The sequence below is a fragment of the Cloacibacterium sp. DMC96 genome (genome assembly GCF_056313765.1).
The window spans coordinates 1,817,189-1,837,114 of sequence record NZ_JBQUZQ010000001.1; the positions used below are offsets into that span (position 1 = coordinate 1,817,189).

Below are 19,926 nucleotides of genomic sequence, written 5' to 3' on the forward strand. Positions count from 1 at the left end.
AAAATCAAAGTTTTGAATACCAACAACCAACAACCAACAACCAACAACATAAAAAAAGGAATACTCCTCGTAAATCTTGGTTCGCCGAAATCTACAAAAGTAGAAGACGTAAAAGAATATCTAGATGAATTCTTGATGGACGAACGCGTGATAGACTATCCATGGTTCTTTAGAGCGCTTTTAGTAAAAGGAATTATCCTCAATACTCGTCCTAAAAAGTCTGCAGCAGCTTACAAAACCGTTTGGACAGATGAAGGTTCACCATTGATTGTCATCACGAAACAGATTCAACAAAAATTGCAGAAATTAGTGGATATTCCTGTAGAAATCGGGATGAGATACGCTGAACCAAGCATAGAAACCGGAATCAGAAACTTGGTAGAAAAAGGCGTAGAAGAAATTGCACTTTTCCCACTTTATCCGCAATATGCGATGAGCACTACAGAAACCGTAGTAGAAAAAGCGAAAGAAGTTCAAGCGAAATTTTTCCCAAATATCAAAATCAATTATGTAAAACCTTTCTATAATAGAGACCTTTACATCAATTGTTTGGCTGAAAGTATTAAAGAAAAATTGCCAGAAAATTTTGATTTGCTTCAGTTTTCGTATCACGGAGTTCCAGAAAGACATATTTACAAAACAGACCCTACCAAAACTTGTAAAATAGGCGATTGTTGCTTCAAAGAAGATCATCCCTCACATCAATATTGTTATAGACACCAATGTCTGAAAACTACCGAATTGGTAAGACAAAAATTAGGTTTGGAAGACAATCAAGTGAAATCTACGTTCCAGTCTAGATTAGGAAAAGACAAATGGATAGAACCTTATACAGATGAAACTTTAGAAAATCTACCTAAAAATGGCGTGAAAAACTTAGCGATTGTTTGCCCAGCTTTTGTAAGCGATTGCTTAGAAACACTAGAGGAGATTTCCGTAGAAGGAAAAGAAGAGTTTTTACATGCAGGTGGAGAAAACTTCCACTACGTTCCTTGTCTGAACGACGAAGACAGATGGATAGAAGTCGTAAGACAACTTTGCGAAGAAGAATTATAAAAAATAAATACATTTTTTTTAACAAATACCCCTAAAAAAATAGGGGTGTTTTTATTTTATTACATTTTTTATTCATAATTTTGACTAAAATAAGGGGCAATAAAAAAAATAAATAAAAATGGAAAATAATTTAGAGTCTTTAAAAAGCAAAATCAACTCACTTCCCGCTGAGTTTTTAGAAATGATTTCAAATTACTTTGAAAACCTAGAACCTAAAAAAAATTCAGGAATTTGCAATTATCAAATAGACGAAGTAAAAGAAAGGTTAGAATTTCACAGAGAAAACCCTAAAAGTAGACTAGATTTTTTTGAAAACATAAAAGAACTAGAACATTCTCTTTTCGCATCATTATGAAAATACAACTTTCATCAATCGCTAAAAACGATATTTTACTTTACGCCAGAAAATATAAATCTGACGATTCTTCATTAGGCCAAAAATTTCTGGAAGAAATAAAACTAAAAGCCATCCAAATTTCTGAAAATCCAGAACAATCTGAAATCATCTACGAAAACATCAGAATCATAGCACTCGACAGTTTTCCTATTAATTTGCATTATACGTTCGAAAAAGAAACAGAGACTATTTTCATCACCGCTGTTTTCAAAAAAAATATCGCCCCGAAATAAATTTCGAGGCAATATAAAAAGGCTTTCAAAAAGCTATTTTGGGGTTTATTTCTTGATAAAAGAACCTACTTTTTGTCCATTTACTAATACGTAATACACTCCTGATTGTGCCTGAGCTGGAATATTTACTTCTACATTATTAGCACCTAGAACCACTTTTGCAGATTTAGCAGCAACTTTTTTACCTGTAATGCTTACCAATTCTACATTTCTCATTTCTGCATTTTCACTTTCAAAGTTCACATATACTCTATCTACATTCGCAGCAACTTTATACACTGGTGCAGTAGTAACATCTGCAGCAACTCTTCCAGCAGGAGAAGTTCCACCACCTACACCTACAGCATTCCAAGCATTAGTTGTTTGAGCAACTTCAACGCTTCCCGCTCCATATAAATCTGCAGCAGCTTGAAGCGAATACGTTCTAGCATTCGCATAAGTAGAAGTAGAAGTTAAATAAGTGGTAAGTGTTCTGTATGCAATTTGAGCCGCTTTATCTAAACCAACTCCAGTTACATTATACGCAAAACCTTTATCATTAGTACCAGAACCTCCATTTACCAACAAATAATACCAGAAGTTAAGAACTCCAGAATTGGTATGAACTCCACAGTAATCATTAGTAGAAGATGGCGTACAGTTAGGATTTACCCAATATGTTCCTCCATAAGTGTCTGGATCTCCATAAGCATTAGGATTTGCCATATCTCTAATTACGTAATTAAAATCTTCCCCTAGTTTCCAAGAAGCTTTTGTAGGTCTTGCCCAAAACTCCACAGAATTTCCTAAGATATCAGAAAACGCTTCGTTTAATGCTCCAGATTCTTTTTGATAAACCAAATTAGCCGTTTTAGTAGTCATACCGTGACCAATTTCGTGAGCACAAACATCTAAAGCCGTTAAAGGTTTATTTCCATTAGTAGAGCTTCCATCTCCATAAGTCATTCTAGAACCATCCCAAAAAGCATTGAAATAATTTCTAGAATAATGCACGTAAGATTTAATTGCAAAATGATTATTGTCTATACTATTTCTATTGAATTGTGATTTAAGATAATCCACTGTTTTTTCAGCTCCCCAATGTGCATCTGTAGCATATTGATCCAATGAAGTATTTACATTATTCCAAGTATTATCGGTATCTGTAAAATCAGTTGCTCTAGAATAATTGGTTCCTTGCTTTAAGTTATAAGTTTCAACAGCAGTACCACCATTTCTACCGGTTTCTCTTAATCTATAAGAAGTAGCACTTACTTGATCTGCCACAATTGCTTGATTCCCACTGTAAGCCGTAACTGCAGTTCCTGGAGCATTTGTTTCTAAAATTAATGCGTTTGTTCCTAAAACTTTGCCAGTTTTCGCATCTACATAAACTTCTTGTCTACTTAGCGGTTCAGCTGCATAAACATCAAACTTATAAGCCAGCGTAAGTTTTTTCGCATTTACATCCGCTGGATCATTATAATACACTAATTTTCCTTTTGGATAAAAAGTTGCATTCGCATCTTTAGTGTCATTTTTAAGAAAAGCTTCTTCCTCAGCATTTTGCCATTTGTAAGAAGTGGCACCTACATAAGCTAAAGCACTGTTTAATGCATTAGCTTCAGAAATACCCGCTCTTTTCTCAACAGTAGCAGGAACATTTTTGAACCAAACTCCATTTTGACTTACCACCTTGCCTTTTTTCACTAACATATTAATCATTCCATATTCTACAGGAATCCCATTAACTGTTTGTTGAAATTTGTGATTTTCAAAACCTAAAGCATCTTTATCAGAACTTAATTTAAGACCTGAAACTTCTTTCATTTGTTTAGCCGTTTCATCATAAACCATTGGCTTACCTTTGAAATCGGGAGCTTTTGAAGCATCAAATCTTACATGTTCTGCAAACATGTCTGACTTACCAGAAATTAGTTTTGAAGGAGCGTTTTGCGCAAACGCAAAAGAGACAGCTAGAAAGCTAGCCGCAAGAGTAATTTTAGACTTCATATTTCTATATTTTTAATTAACAGTACGAATATAGAAATATTTCACAAATAAATTTATTTTTATTTAACAATTATTTAAATTATTTTTATTTTTAGCCCAATAATGATTATTAAAAACAAACCAAAACAACGACCAATAAAAGATTTTAACAAATATTTAGAAAAATTCTAAATTTCTTAAAATAAAAAAAATCCTTTCGCAAGGATTTTACATTTTTCGCACTTATTTTGAAACAATAAGCAATTATTATCTTTTTCTATTTTCACCGTAGCCAATTAAACCGTCATAATTTCTATCAAAAGGAGCGTAATATAAAAATGCCTGATATAAATTTTCGGTTTGCCAAAAATTACCATTAATTTCTCCTAAATCAATGAAGCCTTTTGCATCTTTGGTGGCCAAAACATAATTGTAAAAACCTTGTTTCAAATAAATTCTGGCAATGTATTTTTTAGCATTTTCATCATAAGACATTTTATTATCTTCTGATGGAATAAAATCATTAAAAGCACCTAAAACATAAATTTCCTTTTCTGTTTTTTCTGAATCCAAAGAAAAATACACCCAAGAATAATCCGCTTCTGTATCTGCATTTCTTTCAATTCCCAAATCATTTCTTCTGAAATAAAAAGCTCCGTTTACATCTGGCTGATATTGATAACTAAGCGGAAAAGCCCAAACCGAATGCAAATAGGTATGATTTCCTTCGTCATTATTGTTTGTTGCTGCCACCATATCAAAAGGTTGATTCATATTTTTATTATCAAGGTAATAAAACTCATTATTTCCAGGAAAAAGCAAATTCATCTGTTGAAAAAGCAATTTATTCCCCATCGCTGCATTAGGTTTCTGATTATAAATTCCCAGTCCAAAATTATTATTTTGAATCACATTCAGACTAATGGAATTGAGGTTAGAAAACAAACTTGCTTGATTAGAAGTCGCAGAAACTTCTATTCTTTGATTAAGATTTGGCGCTTTACTATCTGCAAATCTGGTGACATTAATCCCTAAATTCGCACCATTTTCTACTACACAAAATCTTTTCTTAAAAAGCGGTTTATTGACTGATTCATCAAAAACGATGATTTCATAATTTCCAGAAATTTTCAGTTGCGTTTTTTCATTCGGGAATTTTAAAGTGTAGTGTGTATACTTTTGAACCGTATTAAAAGAGTATCTAAAATCTTGAATGTAAGAATTCACAGTACCTTTTGCATATTCCGTAAAAAACAAACCGTCATCTTTCCAATTTCTATCAAAATGTTTAAATGTATATCGATAAACGGTAGATTTATTTTCTAAATCATCAAAATTCAAAACCAATTGTTCCCCAAATTTAATGACAGGTGTTTCATCATTGGTTTGAGGATTAAAAAGCTGAACACTTTTAATTTTTTGACCAAAAACCAAAACAGAAAGCAATAAAAAAGTAAATTTTAGAAATTTCATATCACGAAGATAACGAAAATCGAGCCAAAATATTGAAAATTAAAACGCTGAAAATGATTAAATTTGAAAACTTAAAATCTAAACTTCAAAAAATGCTTCACATTCATATTTTTCGGTTCAATCCTTTTTCAGAAAACACTTATGTTTTGTTTAATGACCAAAAAAACGGTGTCATTATAGACCCAGGAAACTGGAACGAAAAAGAAAATGAAATTCTAGAAAATTTCATCGAAGAAAAAGAGATTTCTATCAAAAATATTTTACTGACTCATGCTCACATAGACCATGTTTTAGGCTTACAATGGGCTTTTGACACGTATAAAGTTGCCATAAAAATGCACGAAGAAGAAAAAGATGTACTCGACAGAAACCCAATGTCTGCCAGAAATTATGGATTTGATTTCAAACCTTTTCTTGGCGACATAGAACTTTTAAACGAAGGCGAAAAATACTTTATAGACGAAGATTTTTTTGAAATTTTCCATGTTCCGGGACATTCTCCAGGAAGCATTGCTTTCTATAATGAAGCGCAGAAATTTGTAATTTCTGGTGATGCTCTTTTCCAAGGAAGCATTGGGAGAACAGATTTATACAGAGGAAATCATGAGCAATTGCTAGAAAGCATTCGTACAAAACTTTTTACTTTACCAGAAGAAACAGAAGTTTATAGCGGTCACGGAAACGCAACACAAATAGGCTTTGAGAAAAAACACAATCCGTTTTTCTAAAAAATAAAAAAAGAGTCAAGTTTAATGCTTGACTCTTTTGCTTTTTATGAAGTAATTTTAATTATTTCCATTTGATATTACAACCCATGCTTGGTTTTTGTAATTCTTCTTGTGGATTTCCTGACAATAGATTTTCGAAAGCGATAATTAAGTCTTCACCTGTAATTTCTTTTTGATTTCCTGGTCTAGAATCATCCATTTGTCCACGATAAACCAAGTCTAATTTTTCGTCAAAGAAATAAAAATCTGGTGTACAAGCTGCGTCATAAGCTTTTGCCACCGCTTGACTTTCGTCAAATAAATAAGGGAATTCAAATTTTCTTTCGATTTGAAATTCTATCATTTTTTCTGGAGAATCTGCTGGATATTTCTCTACATCATTCGCGTTAATAGCGATAAATTCTATTCCTTGCGTATGATAATCTTCATATAATTCCGTCAGTTTATCGATAACATGTAACACAAACGGACAGTGATTGCACATGAAAATCACCAATGTTCCTTTTTCTCCTTTTAAATCTTCTAAAGATTGAATTTCGTTGCTATGAGAAGGATTTGGGAGTTCAAAAAAAGGAGCTCTAGTTCCTAAAGCGAGCATATTGGAAGGTGTATTTGCCATAACTATGGATTTATCATTAATTTATTGACTGCAAAATTACGGAATTTATTTTTCTATCTTCGATAAAATCTCATGAAGCTGCTCTTCTGAATAATCATACGGAAGCCAGGTTACATTTTCTACTTTTCTATTCCAAGTTTCCTGTCGTTTTGCATACCTGCGAGAGTTTTTCTTGATTTCTTCAATGGCAAAATCTAAGTCCCAAGTTCCTTCTAAATATTTAAAAATTTCGGTGTAACCTACGGTTTGTAGCGGAACAAGTTTTTGATATTTCGTCAAAGATTTTACCTCATCTATCAAACCATTTTCCAGCATTTTATCTACCCGAAGATTAATTCTTTCGTACATGATTTCTCTAGGTGCGGTAATTCCTATTCGCATTACTTTAAAATCTCTTTTATGCTTAGGCTCTGCAATAATTTCAGAATATTTTCTGCCGGTTTGCCAAATCACATCTATAGCTCGTAATAATCTTCTGGGATTTTCTTTGTGAACTACATTATAATATTCTTCGTCTAGATTTTTGAGAGTTTGTTGGAGTTTTTCTAGACCTTTTTCGTCCAAAATTTTCTGTAACTTTTCTTGATTTTCCGCATTAGCTTCTGGCAAATCATTCAATCCTTCTACAACTGCTTTTTCGTACATCATGCTTCCACCAACCAAAACTACAAAATCATTTTTCTCAAAAATTTCTTCAATTTTTTCCAAAGCATCTTCTTCATATTGACCTATGGAATAGTAATCTTGAACCGAAAGATGTCCAATAAAATGATGTTTAACCTGTGCTAATTCTTCATCTGAAGGTGTGGCAGTTCCTATTTTCATTTCCTTAAAAAACTGTCTAGAATCACAAGAAATAATCTCTGTACCGAAATGTTTTGCCATTTCTATGGCCAGTTTTGTCTTACCAATTCCTGTAGAACCAATGATAGAAATGAGTGTTTTCTGCATAGTGCAAATTTATTCAAAAAAAATCGTCCCAAGAAAATCTTGGAACGATTAAAAAAAACACAAATGAAATTATTTTATTTACTCTATTATTTCTGCATCGATAACTTTATTATCTTTCTTTACCGCATTTTTTTCGTTTTCCCAAATGATAAATCGGTCTACTTCTTTTAGAACCATCGGTAAAACCAATGCTAGAATTCCTAAATCATCTAAGAAAATTCCCGGCAAAAGATCTAATGGCGAAATGATATATACAAATGCTGCCAGTGGAATGATTACATTCTTAAGGTCCATTTGAAATTCGCCTTTTTTGTACGCTTTAAACATTTTTAAAATTTTCGGAAACTTAGAAAGCAATCCGTCTTTTTTAAATGCTTGAAACAACAATGCTATTTTTTTCATTTTTATATTTTGAGTTTTTAGGTGTGTTGACATTTATATTTCAAAATCTTTGCCAATTTAAATTAAAAACTCTTTGCTTATTTTATTTTAATAGATTTTAACTTTATTTAATAATTCTTAAGGAGCTACAGAATCGAAAAACTGATGCACAGATTCTGAATTCCAATCTTTTGCAGCATCTTCTTTCATCAAAATCCTTCCATTTTTGCCCAAAATAAAAGTCGTAGGAAATACTTTTGGTAGCATTTTTTCAGAAAGTGGCGACTTCGCAAAATAAACCGGCGTAGTATAATTGTTATCTGCTAAGAATTTTTTCACTTTTTCCTCCTCATCCTGCATAGCAATCAGTACGAAAGCCACTTTATCTTTTTTGGCGTCGTACAATTTTTGAATACTCGGATATTCTGCTCTACAAGGCGGACACCAACTTCCCCAAAAATTCAAGAAAACGACTTTGTCCTTAAAATCTGCCAAATTCGCATCAGGAATATTCACTCCTTTTAGTTGAATATTCATTTCCTCAACTGTAAAAGTGACATCTTTTTCTACTTTTTCTAAAGAAGGTTTCATCAAAATTTGTCGCTGAACAAACGCTCTAAAATCTGGAAACAGAAAAATAGAAACCAGAAACACCGAAAGCAATAATGTGAGCCAGTTTTTTCTTAAAAAGTTCATAAATTGATGTGTTGATGTAATAATTTGTTGATGTGATAATATTTATTCTGACACCCCGTCAAAAATTTTAAAAATTTTTGACACCCCTCTAAAAGAGGGGAACTCTTCTAACTACAGTAGTTCTAAAATTTCTTGAATTGCGTCTTTACCTTTATTTTTAGCGTAATACACTTGCAAATCGTTATAAAACTCTTCACGAGGATATGTTTCTGGATTCTCTTTGAATTTTTTCAACAATTCTGTTCCATATTGCGGTCTTGGTCCCCAAACATTTTTCAGAGAAAAATCTTCATTCAAGATTAAAATTTTAGGAATTGATTGGGTTCCGTTCGTTAAGAATTGGTCAATTAAAGAAGTATCAGAATCACGGTAGAAAATTCTCACATCATTATGCCCTTCAAAAAATGTAGAAACCGCAGGAACGGTTGCACTTGCATCTCCGCACCAAGGTTCTGTGATGATAAGGATTTTACCATTGAAGTTTTTAGATTTCAGCGTTTCTAATTGCTCCTCATCTACTTTATAGGTTTTCAAAGTTCTGTTCATTCTCTGAAGCCCCAATTCATAATATTCATTATGATCGTCTTCAGGATTTTGAACTTCAATTCTGCGTTCAGTTTCTTTAATATATTCGTCAAAAGTGACTGCGTTTTGCCAGTAATTTTTCATTTTAAAGTTTTAAATTTTTCTAATCTGATTCATCAAAAATAAGTCCGCAAGAACAAATGCTGCCAAATTTTCCACTACAGGAACTGCTCTTGGCAAAACACAAGGATCATGTCTTCCTTTTCCTTCTACAATAACTAAATTTCCGTCTTTATCTACACTTTCTTGAGGTCTAAGAATCGTAGCAATCGGTTTAAAAGCAACACGGAAATAAATGTCCATTCCGTTGGAAATCCCACCTTGAATTCCTCCAGAAAGATTGGTTTTCGTAGTAAAATCTTCATTGAACAAATCATTATGCTCTTTTCCAGTCATCGTTGCTCCACAAAAACCGCTTCCATACTCAAAACCTTTTGCAGCATTGATGTTCAGCATGGCTTTTGCCAATTCTGCCTGCAATTTTAGGAAAACTGGTTCACCAATTCCTATAGGAAGATTTTTGATAACACAAGTAATGGTTCCACCGATGGTATTTCCTTCTTTTTTGATTTCCTTGATTTTAGAAATCATCTTTTCGGCGGTTTCTTCATCTGGACAACGAACGTCATTGCTTTCGATTTTAGAAAAATCTAAATCTTGATAAGGTTTCATGCAAAAAATATCTCCCACCGAAGAAACATAAGCATGAATTTCTATAGTTGAGGGTAAAATATGTTTCGCCAAAGCTCCTGCTGCAACCCAATTGATGGTTTCTCGCGCTGAAGATTTTCCACCACCTCTGTAATCTCTGATTCCAAATTTTTGGTCGTAAGTAAAATCTGCATGAGAAGGTCTGTAAGCAGCGGCAATATGTTCGTAATCTTTCGATTTTTGATTTTCATTATAAATCACAAATCCAATCGGAGTTCCTGTAGATTTCCCCTCAAAAGTTCCCGAAAGAAATTGTACGGTATCACTTTCTTTTCTTTGGGTAACGATGGAACTTTGACCAGGTTTTCTGCGGTCAAGTTGATGCTGAATTTCTTCAAAATTAATTTCAATTCCTGCTGGAAAATTGGTGATGATTCCACCATAAGCTATTCCGTGACTTTCACCAAAGGTAGAAAGCGTAAGAAAATTTCCTAAATTGTTCATAAAAGCAAAGTTAGTGAGATAATATGATAATGCAGTAATGTGTTAATGCTTTTTCTCTAAAGAAGAAATTATTTTTTTCAATTTTTCTTTTTCTTCGGGCGATAGTTTTTTCCAAACGAAACCATCTTGTACGTTATCTGAGATTTTTTGAGGAAAAATTCCTGCTTCGTAGTATTTTTTTACAGAATAAGGCGAAATTGAAGGTTGAGGCGTGTCAAAACTCAAATCGTAATTAGGTACATTAAAGTCCAAATTTCCTATTTTGAAAGTTTGATAAGAATTGAGTTCAAAAACCGCCGGTTTATAAAATTGCGTTACGGTAAAACCTTGCATGTAATGCCCTAGTTTGAAAGTACGGACTTGGGATTGCAAAATTTTAGGAAAACTCATCAAAAACAAAACAATTAACGCGCCCAAACTGAAACTTAATAATGATATTTTTTCTTTTACTTTTGAACCAAACATCACTATAAATGCTACGAAAAAAACATCAATGAAAAACCTGAATTGTGCTGAAAAATAGAGTACAAAAATCGTTTTCAAAAGTATTGCAATCCACAATAAATAAAGCGTTTTCTGTTTTTTTACAAAAGTAAAAATAGTGTAAATCACCATCAATAAAACAAAGGCAATATGTATATATTTTTTGTATGAATGGAGTGTGAACCAATGGTAAATGTAATCCCAAGTCGTGAATTGTTGAATCTCAGAAATTGTAAATTTCAAATCATAGGTTTTTAAAATAGCCACTTCTGAAGATTGTTTCAAAATTTCTGCATTAGGCAACCAAGAAACACCTAAATCAAACATCTGAACTGGAAAAAAAGGATACCCAAAAACCCAAATATTTTTGAAAATATAAATTCCTAAAACTACAAGTCCTAATCCCAAAAATTTGAAGTGCTCTCTTTTTAAAAAATATAAAAAAACAAAAATAGGCAACCACACCATCGTAGGTTTTATACTGAAAACAAAAACCGAAAACGCAAAAAGTAGTTTAGCGTTTTGATTTCCTTTGAGAATTTCATTTAGAATAATGAGAGAAAGCGCAATTGCTGGTAAATCTGGACTAGGAGATTGAAGAAAAAGCAGAAAAATAGGTGAAACCAAAAGTAAACTCCAAGCCTTTTTTTCAAAAATATAGAGCAAATAAATCACTAGAAAAACAACGTTTATTCTTAGAAGAACATCCAAAATATTAGAAAACCCAGCCTGAAAAATATGCCAAACCGACATTTGCGCATACATTAAATTTAAATTAGCCAAACCTTTGGTTAAACCAAATTCATGGAGCAAATTCACAGTGGGAACATAGTAGCCAAAATGGTCTAAAATAAAAGGATAATAACTCCCTGAGAAAGCTACAATTATGGTAAGTAAGAATAATTTAAAAATCTCATTTTTAGTAAATGAAGTAAAATTTTGGTAGCTTTTAAAATAAAAAAATGCCAAAATTCCCATTCCTAAACTGATACTTTCTACCCAAATATTCAGCGGAATAAAAAAGGCAAGAACTTGCCAAATCATTGCCAAGAAAAATATCCCTGAAAACAACTGAGCAGATAATCCCGACCAAATTTTTCCGAAAAGTCTTTGAAAAATTTCGCCAAAACCTGCTAAAACAGGAATAATGATGATAATGGAAAGTAAGATATACAGCATTATGATAAAGGTAAGTAAAAAAACTAAATTTTAACATTTAATGGCTAATAAATAAATATCATTAAAATAAAATTTATCATTTTACTAAAAATAATTAATTATTATAATGAAAAATAAAAAAATATTATATTTTTGTTCAAAAATAAATTTTAACGCAAATGAGAAAACTACTATCCATTTTAATTTTATGTTCTGTATTACAAATATTTGGACAAAATACAATCACAATTCCTTTCAATGATGGTTTTATTGGCGTTAGTGGCGGACAAGGAACCTCAACCACCAGTTACCATATAAGCTATCTGGGTTTAACAAATTTACAGTTCAGTCAAAATTCTTCTAGCACTGTATTTACCGCGCAAGGAAATGATATTATTGGAAATGTAATTATTACAGACAAGAACAATATAGAACATACCATTTCTGGATTCATTAAATGGAGATATCCAAGTGGCAACAGTCCTAACACTGCAGTCTTTCAACCTAGTGCTAACACAAATAAAACAATTGCAACAAATGGATTAAATGGAAGTAGCACGTATACTATTAATGCCAATACATATATAGGTTTAACATTTAACGGATTTACTAATAGCTTTACAGAAGGCAGCGAACTAAGAGGTAATGCTGCAACTACAGGACTTCTGGACTTTCTCAATTCCTATCTTGGCACTTTACCATCTTTAAGCATTGCAAATGCAACCGCAACAGAAGGATTACCAAACGTAAGTGTAGCTGTTACTATGTCTACACAGACTTCAAATCAGGTTAAAGTGAATTACACTACTTCTGATGGCACTGCATTATATAATTCAAATTATACAACTACTTCTGGAACCCTTACATTTGCTGCAAACACTACTACTATTTCACAAAACATAGTAGTCCCTATCATTGACAATCAAACTAATGACAACAACAAAGTGTTTTATGTACAAATTAGTGACCCAATAAATGCATCCATTGCAAAACCTACTGGCAATATCACGATTAGCGATACTGATTCTTCATTATCCACATCAGAAACACCTTCCAATCAAACAGCATTACTCATTAAACAGAACCCAGTAAAAAATGGAACGGCCGTAATAGAATACACTTCTACAAAAAACGGATTACTTTCTATTTTTGACATGAATGGAAAATTGATAGAAACTAGGAATTTAGAAAGCGCAATGAATACCAAAAAAAGCATTACAATACCTTCACTAAAAAAAGGAACATATATCCTTACCTTTAAAAGCGGAGATCAAATCGCTGTCTCGAAAATGATTGTGGAATAAATGTATTGAAAAACAAAAATATAACATCAATAAAAAAGAGGCTGCCTAAAAAGTCAGCCTCTTTTTAATGGAGGTACCTAGCGGATTCGAACCGCTGTAGATGGTGTTGCAGACCACTGCCTAGCCGCTCGGCCAAAGTACCATGTGTTTCGGAGTGCAAATATAGGGATTTTTCAGATTTTTAAAAATTTTAGAAATAGATTTTTTAAAAATTTTCTTCAAATTCTACACTTACGCCTTTCATTTCGCCTTTCATTGGCGGTTTTGTTTTGGTAATTTTCACTTTAACCTTCTGAACTTGAGTAAATTCTGATTTTATTTTTCTAATAATCCTTCCTGCTACATGTTCTAATAATTCTGACGGAATTTTCATCTCTGCATGAATAATATCGTTAATCAAAGCGTAATTAATGGTATCATTCAAGTCATCGGTCTCAGCAGCTTTGGTAATATCTGCTACAATCTCTGCATTCACAATGTAAAACGTTCCCAAAATTTTCTCTTCTGGCAAAACACCGTGATATGCGTAGATTTTAATATCTTCTAAAAGGATTTTACTTTTCATTTTAATAAATTTTGGCTAAAGCCAATTAGATTTTCGTTTTTTCTAAAATGGACTAAAGTCCGTTCCTATTGATTTTCGATAACTATCCACAAATGTAAAGAAAACGTCCAGAAAAATTCTGAACGTTCATTCTTTAAAATTTTTAAATTATCTCATTTTCAAATTTTCAAATTACTTAATAGTTTTACTCAACTCCAGCATCGCTTCAATTGGTTTCAAAGCTTTTAAGCGAAGTTCTTCGTCCATAGTGATTTCTGGCAATTCGTATTTCATGCACAAATACAACTTTTCTAGTGTATTTCTCTTCATGAAGAAACATTCTGAACAGTTGCAACTTTCGTCAAAAACCAAAGCCGGAATCAATTCTTTATGAGGAGCACGTTTTTTCATTTCGTGAAGAATTCCTTCTTCTGTAGCGATGATAAACTTCTGACAATCATCTTTTTCTACATAATTTAGCAAAGCTGAAGTAGAACCAATAAAATGCGCCAATTCTAGTACTGGAGTTTCAGATTCTGGGTGTGCAATTAATTTAGCATCAGGATTTTCCGCCAATTGTTTCGCTATTCTTTCCATAGAAAATGCTTCGTGAACGATGCAACTTCCGTCCCACAAAATCATATTTCTGCCCGTTTTTTTCTCTAAATATCTTCCCAAATTTTTATCTGGTGCAAAGATAATTGGTCTATCTTCTGGCAATGCATTAATAATGGTTTCTGCATTAGAACTGGTGACAATAATATCAGATTCTGCCTTGGTTTCTGCATTACAATTGATGTAAGTAGCAATTAATGCATCTGGATGTTTTTCGCGCATTTTACGTAAACCTTCTCCACTACAGCCGTCTGCAAGACTACAACCAGCCAAAGTGTCAGGAAGAACCACTTTTTTTGTAGGATTAAGGATTTTTGCCGCTTCAGCCATAAAATGCACGCCACAAAATGCAATCATATCTGCATCAGTGTCTTTTGCGGCTCTTGCCAATTGTAGAGAATCTCCCAAATAATCTGCAATATCTTGAATTTCTCCTGGCTGATAATAATGCGCCAAAATCACGGCATTTTTTTCTTTTTTGAGCTTTAAAATCGCATCAATTAAATCTTGACCTTGAGGAATTTGAATATCTTTCAAATCCAAAAATCCTTTTACAGGAAGGTTGTTTTTTGCTATATCTAATACTTGTTCCATTGGGTAATCGTATTTGGTGTTGGTTTTATTCTTCAATAAAATTTCTTACAATTCGCTCAATTTCTTTCTGAGCGGTTTCTAAATCATCATTAATGATAATTTGGTCAAATTCTTCAGCATACGTCATTTCTTCTTTGGCTTTTGCTACTCTTGTTTTGATGGTTTCTAAATCATCTGTAGCTCTAGATATCAATCTTCGTTCCAATTCATCAATAGAAGGTGGTGCAATAAAAATAGAAAGGGCATTTTCTCCGAAAATTTTCTTCAGATTTACGCCACCTTTTACATCTACATCGAAGATGACCACTTTTCCTTCTTGCCAAATTCTTTCTACTTCTGATTTTAAGGTTCCGTAGAATTTATCTTGATAAACTTCTTCATATTCTACAAAAGCATCTTCTGCAATCAGATTTTTAAATTCTTCAACTGAAAGAAAAAAATAGTCTTTCCCATGAATTTCCTCACCTCTCAATGCTCTGGTTGTAGCAGAAATGGAAAATTGAAGTTCAGGAAAAACACCTAAACAATATTTTACCAAAGTGGTTTTTCCACTTCCTGAAGGTGCTGAAAATATAATTACTTTGTTCATTTTTAATAGTTATGAGTGATGAATTATGAATGATGAGTTATTTAGAGACTACAAAAACAACTTATAACTCATGACTTACAACTCATCATTACAATACGTTTAACGTTTGTTCTTTAATTTTTTCTAAATCGTCTTTCATCATCACTACCAGTTTTTGGATTTCGTGGTGATTGGCTTTAGAACCTAATGTATTGATTTCTCTGCCGATTTCTTGAGAAATAAATCCTAGTTTTTTCCCGTTGAAGGTTTCGTTTTGCATCACTTCAAGATAATATTTCAAGTGCTGTGTCAAACGTACTTTTTCTTCGGAAATGTCTAATTTTTCGGTGTAATATGCCAGTTCTTGATAAAATCTGGTCTCATCTACATTCTCAAATTCTTTCAAAGTATTCTGATAACGTTCTTTTACCGCTACCATTCTTTCGTCTTCGTAAGGAATGACTTTGAGAAGATTTTCTTCAATATTTTTAAGATTTTTAGCCAGTTCTTCGTGTAAAATTGCGCCTTCTGTCTTTCTGAAATCTACAAATTTTGCTAAAGCTTCTTTAATCAAGCTTTCCAAAGATTTCCACTCTTCTTCATTTAATTCTGCAGGCTTTCCGTTAATTGCTTCAGGCATTCTGATGGCCATTTTCAGGTATTCAAACTCTTCTGCATTGGGAGAAATCTCACGCAACTGATTCATGTATGCTTTTACAATGTCTTGGTTGATTTTTACATCATTGCAGTCATCGATGGTTTCGCAATTGATATAGCAATCTACTTTTCCTCTGAGAATGGTGTCATTTAACAATTTTCTTACTTCGAATTCTTTCTCTTTGTAACGAAGCGGAATTCTTAGATTCAAGTCAAATGATTTACTGTTAAGCGATTTGAGTTCGATGCTAATTTTTTTTCCTTCAAAAATACCTTCGGCTCTTCCGAAGCCTGTCATTGATAAAATCATAATGTGTATATGTAAGCACAAAGATAAGAAAAGATGCTGAAAGTTAATTTTTTCTTAAAACTTAAAACAGCTAAGACTTCTCATTGTTAATAAGTAGATGAAATAGTCCCAAAAAATCCTTAAAAATTTCGTAAATTTGCCCCTTGATTAAATGACGAATTTCAGTCGTCAGAAAGAAAATTTATTGCATGAAAAGATGGTATCTCTACCCTTTTTCCTTGGTTTATCATTTTGTTACTGCCCTCAGAAACAGAATGTACGATTGGGGAATTTTTTCTTCTACGAAATTTAAAACCCCTATGATTGGCGTAGGAAATTTATCTGTAGGTGGCAGTGGAAAATCACCTATGGTAATGTATTTGGCTGATTATCTTGCTAAAAATTTTAGAACAGGCGTTCTATCTCGTGGTTACGGAAGAAAAACCAAAGGTTATGGTATTGTAAATTACGATAGTAATTTTAAAATGGTGGGTGATGAAGCTATGCAACTCTTTGAAAGATTTAAAAACAGATTTGTCATCGGCGTTTGTGAAGACCGCGTTTTTGGGGCAAAAAAAATTATCGAAGACATGGATTTAGATGTACTTCTATTAGATGACAGCTACCAACACCGTAGAATAAAACCAGGTTTTAATATTCTTTTGACCGATTATAATGACCCGTATTTTAAAGATTTTGTTTTACCTGCTGGTAATCTTAGAGAATCAAGACGTGGCGCAAAACGTGCTAACATTATTGTAGTGACTAAGTGTCCAGAAAATATTACAGAAGAAAAAAAACAATTCTATATTTCTAGAATTAAACCTAGATATTACCAAAAAGTGTTCTTCTCTACCATCAATTATGATGAAGAAATTTTCTGTTTTGACCCAAAATTGAAACTTCCAGATAACAACATGAGTTATTATGACATTCTCCTGATTACAGGAATTGCCAACCCAAAAACCTTTGTGGAAGAAGTAAAAAGATACAGTTCAAATGTAAAACACTTACGATTCAAGGACCATCACAGTTTCACAACAGAAGATATTTCTCTAATCAAAAAAGAATATGAAAAACTAGGAGAATATAAATTGATTTTGACCACAGAAAAAGATTATGTTCGCTTAAAAGGTTTCGATTATTTAAGAGAAAAATTATACTATTGGCCGATTAATGTAGAAATAGACCGCGCAGAAGAATTTAATCAAATCATTCAAGATTATGTTAGAAAAAATTAAACAAACCGCCGAATTCATCCAAAATATCATTCAAGAAACTCCTGATTTCGCCATCGTTTTGGGTTCTGGTTTAGGCAAATTACAAGAAGAAGTAGAGGCTATTCACACTTTAGAATATCATGAGATTCCTGATTTCCCGCAAACTACAGTAGTAGGTCACGGTGGAAAATTGATTTACGGGATTTTAGAAGGCAAAAAAGTATTGATGATGAGTGGCAGATTTCACTATTACGAAGGTCATTCTATGGAAACAGTAACTTTTCCTTTCAGAGTTTTTAAACTTTTGGGAATTCAGAATTTAATCGTTTCTAATGCTTCTGGAGGAGTAAATCCTAATTTCAGAGTTGCAGATATTATGATTATCGAAGACCATATCAATATGATGCCAGAACATCCGCTTCGTGGTAAAAACATTGATGAATTGGGACCAAGATTCGTAGATATGAGCGAACCTTACAACCGAAAAATGATTGCAGTAGCAGAAGAAACCGCTAAAAATTTAGAAATTAAAGTGCACAAAGGTTGTTATGTTGCACTTCAAGGTCCAACTTTCGAAACGCCTGCGGAATACGGAATGGTAAGAGCAATTGGCGGAGATGCAGTAGGAATGAGTACCGTTCCCGAAGTGATTGTAGCAAAACACATGGGAATGGATTGTTTCGGAATTTCTATCATTACGGATGTTGGCGGACCAGAAATCGCTTTCACCGTTTCTCATGAAGAAGTTTTACAAGCGGCTAATAAAGCAATGCCAAATGTGATTAAAATTGTAAAAGGCTTGGTGAAAAATTATCAATAAATGAATTTTTGCTTCGCAGTGAATTTTTAAAATATTACGCTTCAATTTTTTTTGGAGCGTTTTTTTTATGAAAATTCTATAACGTTACTATAAAATTCTGTAAAAATTTAATGGCATTCTTAGCCTAATTTTGCTTCAAAGTAAAAAAGGAAAAAAAATGAATACGTTTAGATTAGTTGCCTTTAAAGTAGCCTATTTCCTTCTCAGAAGGAAAGATAACTATACCTAATCTAAATATTTTTCATAGGAAGCACCTCGATTTTCGAGGTGTTTTTTTTGTTCATTCTAAAATCCCCAATTCCTTATCTTTGTGTATGCAAATTCCACAGAGAAAAATCATACATGTAGATATGGATGCGTTTTACGCTTCTGTGGAACAGCACGATAATCCTGAACTTACAGGAAAACCCATTGCAGTAGGCGGTGAACATAGAGGTGTAGTAGCCGCAGCAAGTTACGAAGCTAGAAAATTTGGCGTTCGTTCTGCTATGTCGAGTAAAATTGCCAAAGAAAAATGTCCGCATCTGATTTTTGTAAAGCCAAGATTTCATCGTTACAAAGAAATTTCACAAAAAATCAGAGAAATTTTTCATGAATATACTGACTTGGTAGAACCGCTTTCTCTAGACGAAGCCTATTTAGACGTTACCGAAAACAAAAAAAACATAGAGTCTGCCAATGAAATAGCAAGAGAAATTCGTCAAAAAATTTTTGAAGAAACAGGACTCACTGCTTCTGCGGGAATTTCGGTGAATAAATTTTTGGCTAAAGTAGCTTCGGATATCAATAAACCCAACGGACAAAAAACCATTCATCCTACTCAGATTTTAGATTTTTTAGAAGAACTTCCGATTGAAAAATTTTACGGAATAGGAAAAGTTACCGCCAATAAAATGTACAGTTTACAGATTTTCAAAGGCAAAGATTTGAAGGCAAAATCTCTGGAAGAATTAGCAAGACTTTTCGGGAAATCTGGAATTTATTATTACAACGTGGTTCGTGGAATTCATCATGGAGAAGTAAAACCTCACCGAATTCAAAAAAGTGTAGGTGTAGAACATACTTTTTGGGATGACATCAACGAAGATGAAGAACTTTACCAAAAACTAAAATCACTAAGCGAAGAACTAGAATCTAGGCTTTCGAAAAGAGAAATTAAGGGCAAAACCTTGACTTTAAAAATAAAATACAAGGATTTTTCTCAATACACGCGTAGCAAAACACAAGAAGTGTATTATGAAAACGCTGAAAATTTCTACGAAACTGCTCAGAAACTTTGGGAACTAAGACCTTATAATAAAGCGATTCGTTTGTTAGGTTTATCACTTTCTAACCTCAACACAGAAGAGAAAAAACAAATTTCTGTACAACTCAAAATTCCTTTTGAAGAATTCGAAAAAGAATAATTATAAAATAATTCCCTGAAAAT

The 19,926-nt window shown here is 32.8% G+C and carries 21 protein-coding genes and 1 tRNA gene; 8 read left to right on the forward strand and 14 right to left on the reverse strand.

Annotated elements, in window-relative coordinates; genetic code table 11:
- Window positions 1-12 precede the first annotated feature (12 nt).
- From hemH to ACT53I_RS08210, 3 genes are all read left to right on the forward strand, one after another.
- Window positions 13-1,056, forward strand: coding sequence for a ferrochelatase (gene hemH, locus ACT53I_RS08200; RefSeq protein WP_476079279.1), 1,044 nt, complete (start codon window positions 13-15; stop codon window positions 1,054-1,056).
- Between the two features lie 118 nt (window positions 1,057-1,174).
- Window positions 1,175-1,411 (forward strand): hypothetical protein, encoded by a 237-nt coding sequence (locus ACT53I_RS08205; RefSeq protein ID WP_476079280.1) that lies wholly within the window; start codon window positions 1,175-1,177, stop codon window positions 1,409-1,411.
- Entirely contained in the window at window positions 1,408-1,686 is a 279-nt protein-coding gene (locus ACT53I_RS08210) for a hypothetical protein (protein ID WP_069799504.1), read from the forward strand. The genes ACT53I_RS08205 and ACT53I_RS08210 overlap by 4 nt, the downstream gene beginning before the upstream one ends.
- A 45-nt stretch (window positions 1,687-1,731) precedes the next feature.
- On the opposite strand, the gene ACT53I_RS08215 is transcribed toward ACT53I_RS08210, so the two are convergent.
- Both ACT53I_RS08215 and ACT53I_RS08220 read right to left on the reverse strand, forming a co-directional pair.
- Window positions 1,732-3,678: a M4 family metallopeptidase gene (locus ACT53I_RS08215; RefSeq protein ID WP_476079281.1), complete on the reverse strand. Its 1,947-nt coding sequence runs from the start codon at window positions 3,676-3,678 to the stop codon at window positions 1,732-1,734.
- Between the two features lie 246 nt (window positions 3,679-3,924).
- Window positions 3,925-5,130 carry a type IX secretion system plug protein gene (locus ACT53I_RS08220; protein ID WP_476079282.1) on the reverse strand — a complete coding sequence of 402 codons (1,206 nt, stop codon included), beginning with the start codon at window positions 5,128-5,130 and terminating at the stop codon, window positions 3,925-3,927.
- Window positions 5,131-5,222: 92 nt separating this feature from the next.
- Here ACT53I_RS08220 and ACT53I_RS08225 point away from each other — a divergent pair, with 92 nt between their 5' ends.
- A complete protein-coding gene (locus ACT53I_RS08225) occupies window positions 5,223-5,858 on the forward strand; it encodes an MBL fold metallo-hydrolase (RefSeq protein WP_476079387.1) in 636 nt (211 codons plus the stop codon).
- A gap of 61 nt (window positions 5,859-5,919) precedes the next feature.
- Here the strand turns inward: ACT53I_RS08225 and ACT53I_RS08230 are convergent, their stop codons facing one another.
- The 7 genes from ACT53I_RS08230 to ACT53I_RS08260 all read right to left on the reverse strand — a co-directional run bounded on the left by ACT53I_RS08230 (window position 5,920) and on the right by ACT53I_RS08260 (window position 11,907).
- Complete coding sequence (locus tag ACT53I_RS08230; protein WP_213189778.1) at window positions 5,920-6,477, reverse strand: thioredoxin family protein; 558 nt, start codon at window positions 6,475-6,477, stop codon at window positions 5,920-5,922.
- 45 nt (window positions 6,478-6,522) lie between these two features.
- Window positions 6,523-7,428: a tRNA (adenosine(37)-N6)-dimethylallyltransferase MiaA gene (gene miaA / locus ACT53I_RS08235; protein WP_476079283.1), complete on the reverse strand. Its 906-nt coding sequence runs from the start codon at window positions 7,426-7,428 to the stop codon at window positions 6,523-6,525.
- A gap of 78 nt (window positions 7,429-7,506) precedes the next feature.
- Window positions 7,507-7,830: a YkvA family protein gene (locus ACT53I_RS08240; RefSeq protein WP_476079284.1), complete on the reverse strand. Its 324-nt coding sequence runs from the start codon at window positions 7,828-7,830 to the stop codon at window positions 7,507-7,509.
- A 117-nt stretch (window positions 7,831-7,947) separates the two neighbouring features.
- The gene (locus ACT53I_RS08245; protein ID WP_476079285.1) at window positions 7,948-8,505 is read right to left on the reverse strand and encodes a TlpA family protein disulfide reductase; all 558 of its coding nucleotides are present in this window, start codon (window positions 8,503-8,505) and stop codon (window positions 7,948-7,950) included.
- Between the two features lie 111 nt (window positions 8,506-8,616).
- Window positions 8,617-9,174, reverse strand: coding sequence for a thioredoxin family protein (locus ACT53I_RS08250; protein ID WP_476079286.1), 558 nt, complete (start codon window positions 9,172-9,174; stop codon window positions 8,617-8,619).
- Between the two features lie 9 nt (window positions 9,175-9,183).
- Window positions 9,184-10,245 carry a chorismate synthase gene (gene aroC, locus ACT53I_RS08255; RefSeq protein WP_476079287.1) on the reverse strand — a complete coding sequence of 354 codons (1,062 nt, stop codon included), beginning with the start codon at window positions 10,243-10,245 and terminating at the stop codon, window positions 9,184-9,186.
- A 42-nt stretch (window positions 10,246-10,287) separates the two neighbouring features.
- Window positions 10,288-11,907 (reverse strand): LIC_10190 family membrane protein, encoded by a 1,620-nt coding sequence (locus tag ACT53I_RS08260; protein WP_476079288.1) that lies wholly within the window; start codon window positions 11,905-11,907, stop codon window positions 10,288-10,290.
- 158 nt (window positions 11,908-12,065) lie between these two features.
- Here ACT53I_RS08260 and ACT53I_RS08265 point away from each other — a divergent pair, with 158 nt between their 5' ends.
- The gene (locus ACT53I_RS08265; RefSeq protein ID WP_476079289.1) at window positions 12,066-13,190 is read left to right on the forward strand and encodes a Calx-beta domain-containing protein; all 1,125 of its coding nucleotides are present in this window, start codon (window positions 12,066-12,068) and stop codon (window positions 13,188-13,190) included.
- A 68-nt stretch (window positions 13,191-13,258) separates the two neighbouring features.
- Here the strand turns inward: ACT53I_RS08265 and ACT53I_RS08270 are convergent.
- From ACT53I_RS08270 to ACT53I_RS08290, 5 genes are all read right to left on the reverse strand, one after another.
- Window positions 13,259-13,332, reverse strand: a tRNA-Cys gene (locus ACT53I_RS08270).
- 63 nt (window positions 13,333-13,395) lie between these two features.
- Window positions 13,396-13,755, reverse strand: a complete 360-nt coding sequence (folB, locus tag ACT53I_RS08275; protein ID WP_476079290.1) for a dihydroneopterin aldolase — start codon at window positions 13,753-13,755, stop codon at window positions 13,396-13,398.
- A gap of 171 nt (window positions 13,756-13,926) precedes the next feature.
- On the reverse strand, window positions 13,927-14,943 hold the full coding sequence (gene nadA / locus ACT53I_RS08280) for a quinolinate synthase NadA (protein WP_476079291.1): 1,017 nt from the start codon (window positions 14,941-14,943) through the stop codon (window positions 13,927-13,929).
- Between the two features lie 25 nt (window positions 14,944-14,968).
- Entirely contained in the window at window positions 14,969-15,532 is a 564-nt protein-coding gene (gmk, locus tag ACT53I_RS08285) for a guanylate kinase (protein ID WP_213189788.1), read from the reverse strand.
- Between the two features lie 88 nt (window positions 15,533-15,620).
- Entirely contained in the window at window positions 15,621-16,478 is an 858-nt protein-coding gene (locus ACT53I_RS08290) for a YicC/YloC family endoribonuclease (protein ID WP_476079292.1), read from the reverse strand.
- 188 nt (window positions 16,479-16,666) lie between these two features.
- On the opposite strand from ACT53I_RS08290, the gene lpxK reads away from it, so the two are divergent.
- The 3 genes from lpxK to dinB all read left to right on the forward strand — a co-directional run bounded on the left by lpxK (window position 16,667) and on the right by dinB (window position 19,903).
- Window positions 16,667-17,698: a tetraacyldisaccharide 4'-kinase gene (gene lpxK / locus ACT53I_RS08295; RefSeq protein ID WP_104794372.1), complete on the forward strand. Its 1,032-nt coding sequence runs from the start codon at window positions 16,667-16,669 to the stop codon at window positions 17,696-17,698.
- On the forward strand, window positions 17,682-18,497 hold the full coding sequence (locus ACT53I_RS08300) for a purine-nucleoside phosphorylase (RefSeq protein ID WP_476079293.1): 816 nt from the start codon (window positions 17,682-17,684) through the stop codon (window positions 18,495-18,497). Before lpxK ends, ACT53I_RS08300 begins: the two co-directional genes overlap by 17 nt.
- A gap of 314 nt (window positions 18,498-18,811) precedes the next feature.
- Entirely contained in the window at window positions 18,812-19,903 is a 1,092-nt protein-coding gene (dinB, locus tag ACT53I_RS08305; RefSeq protein ID WP_476079294.1) for a DNA polymerase IV, read from the forward strand.
- Window positions 19,904-19,926 lie beyond the last annotated feature (23 nt).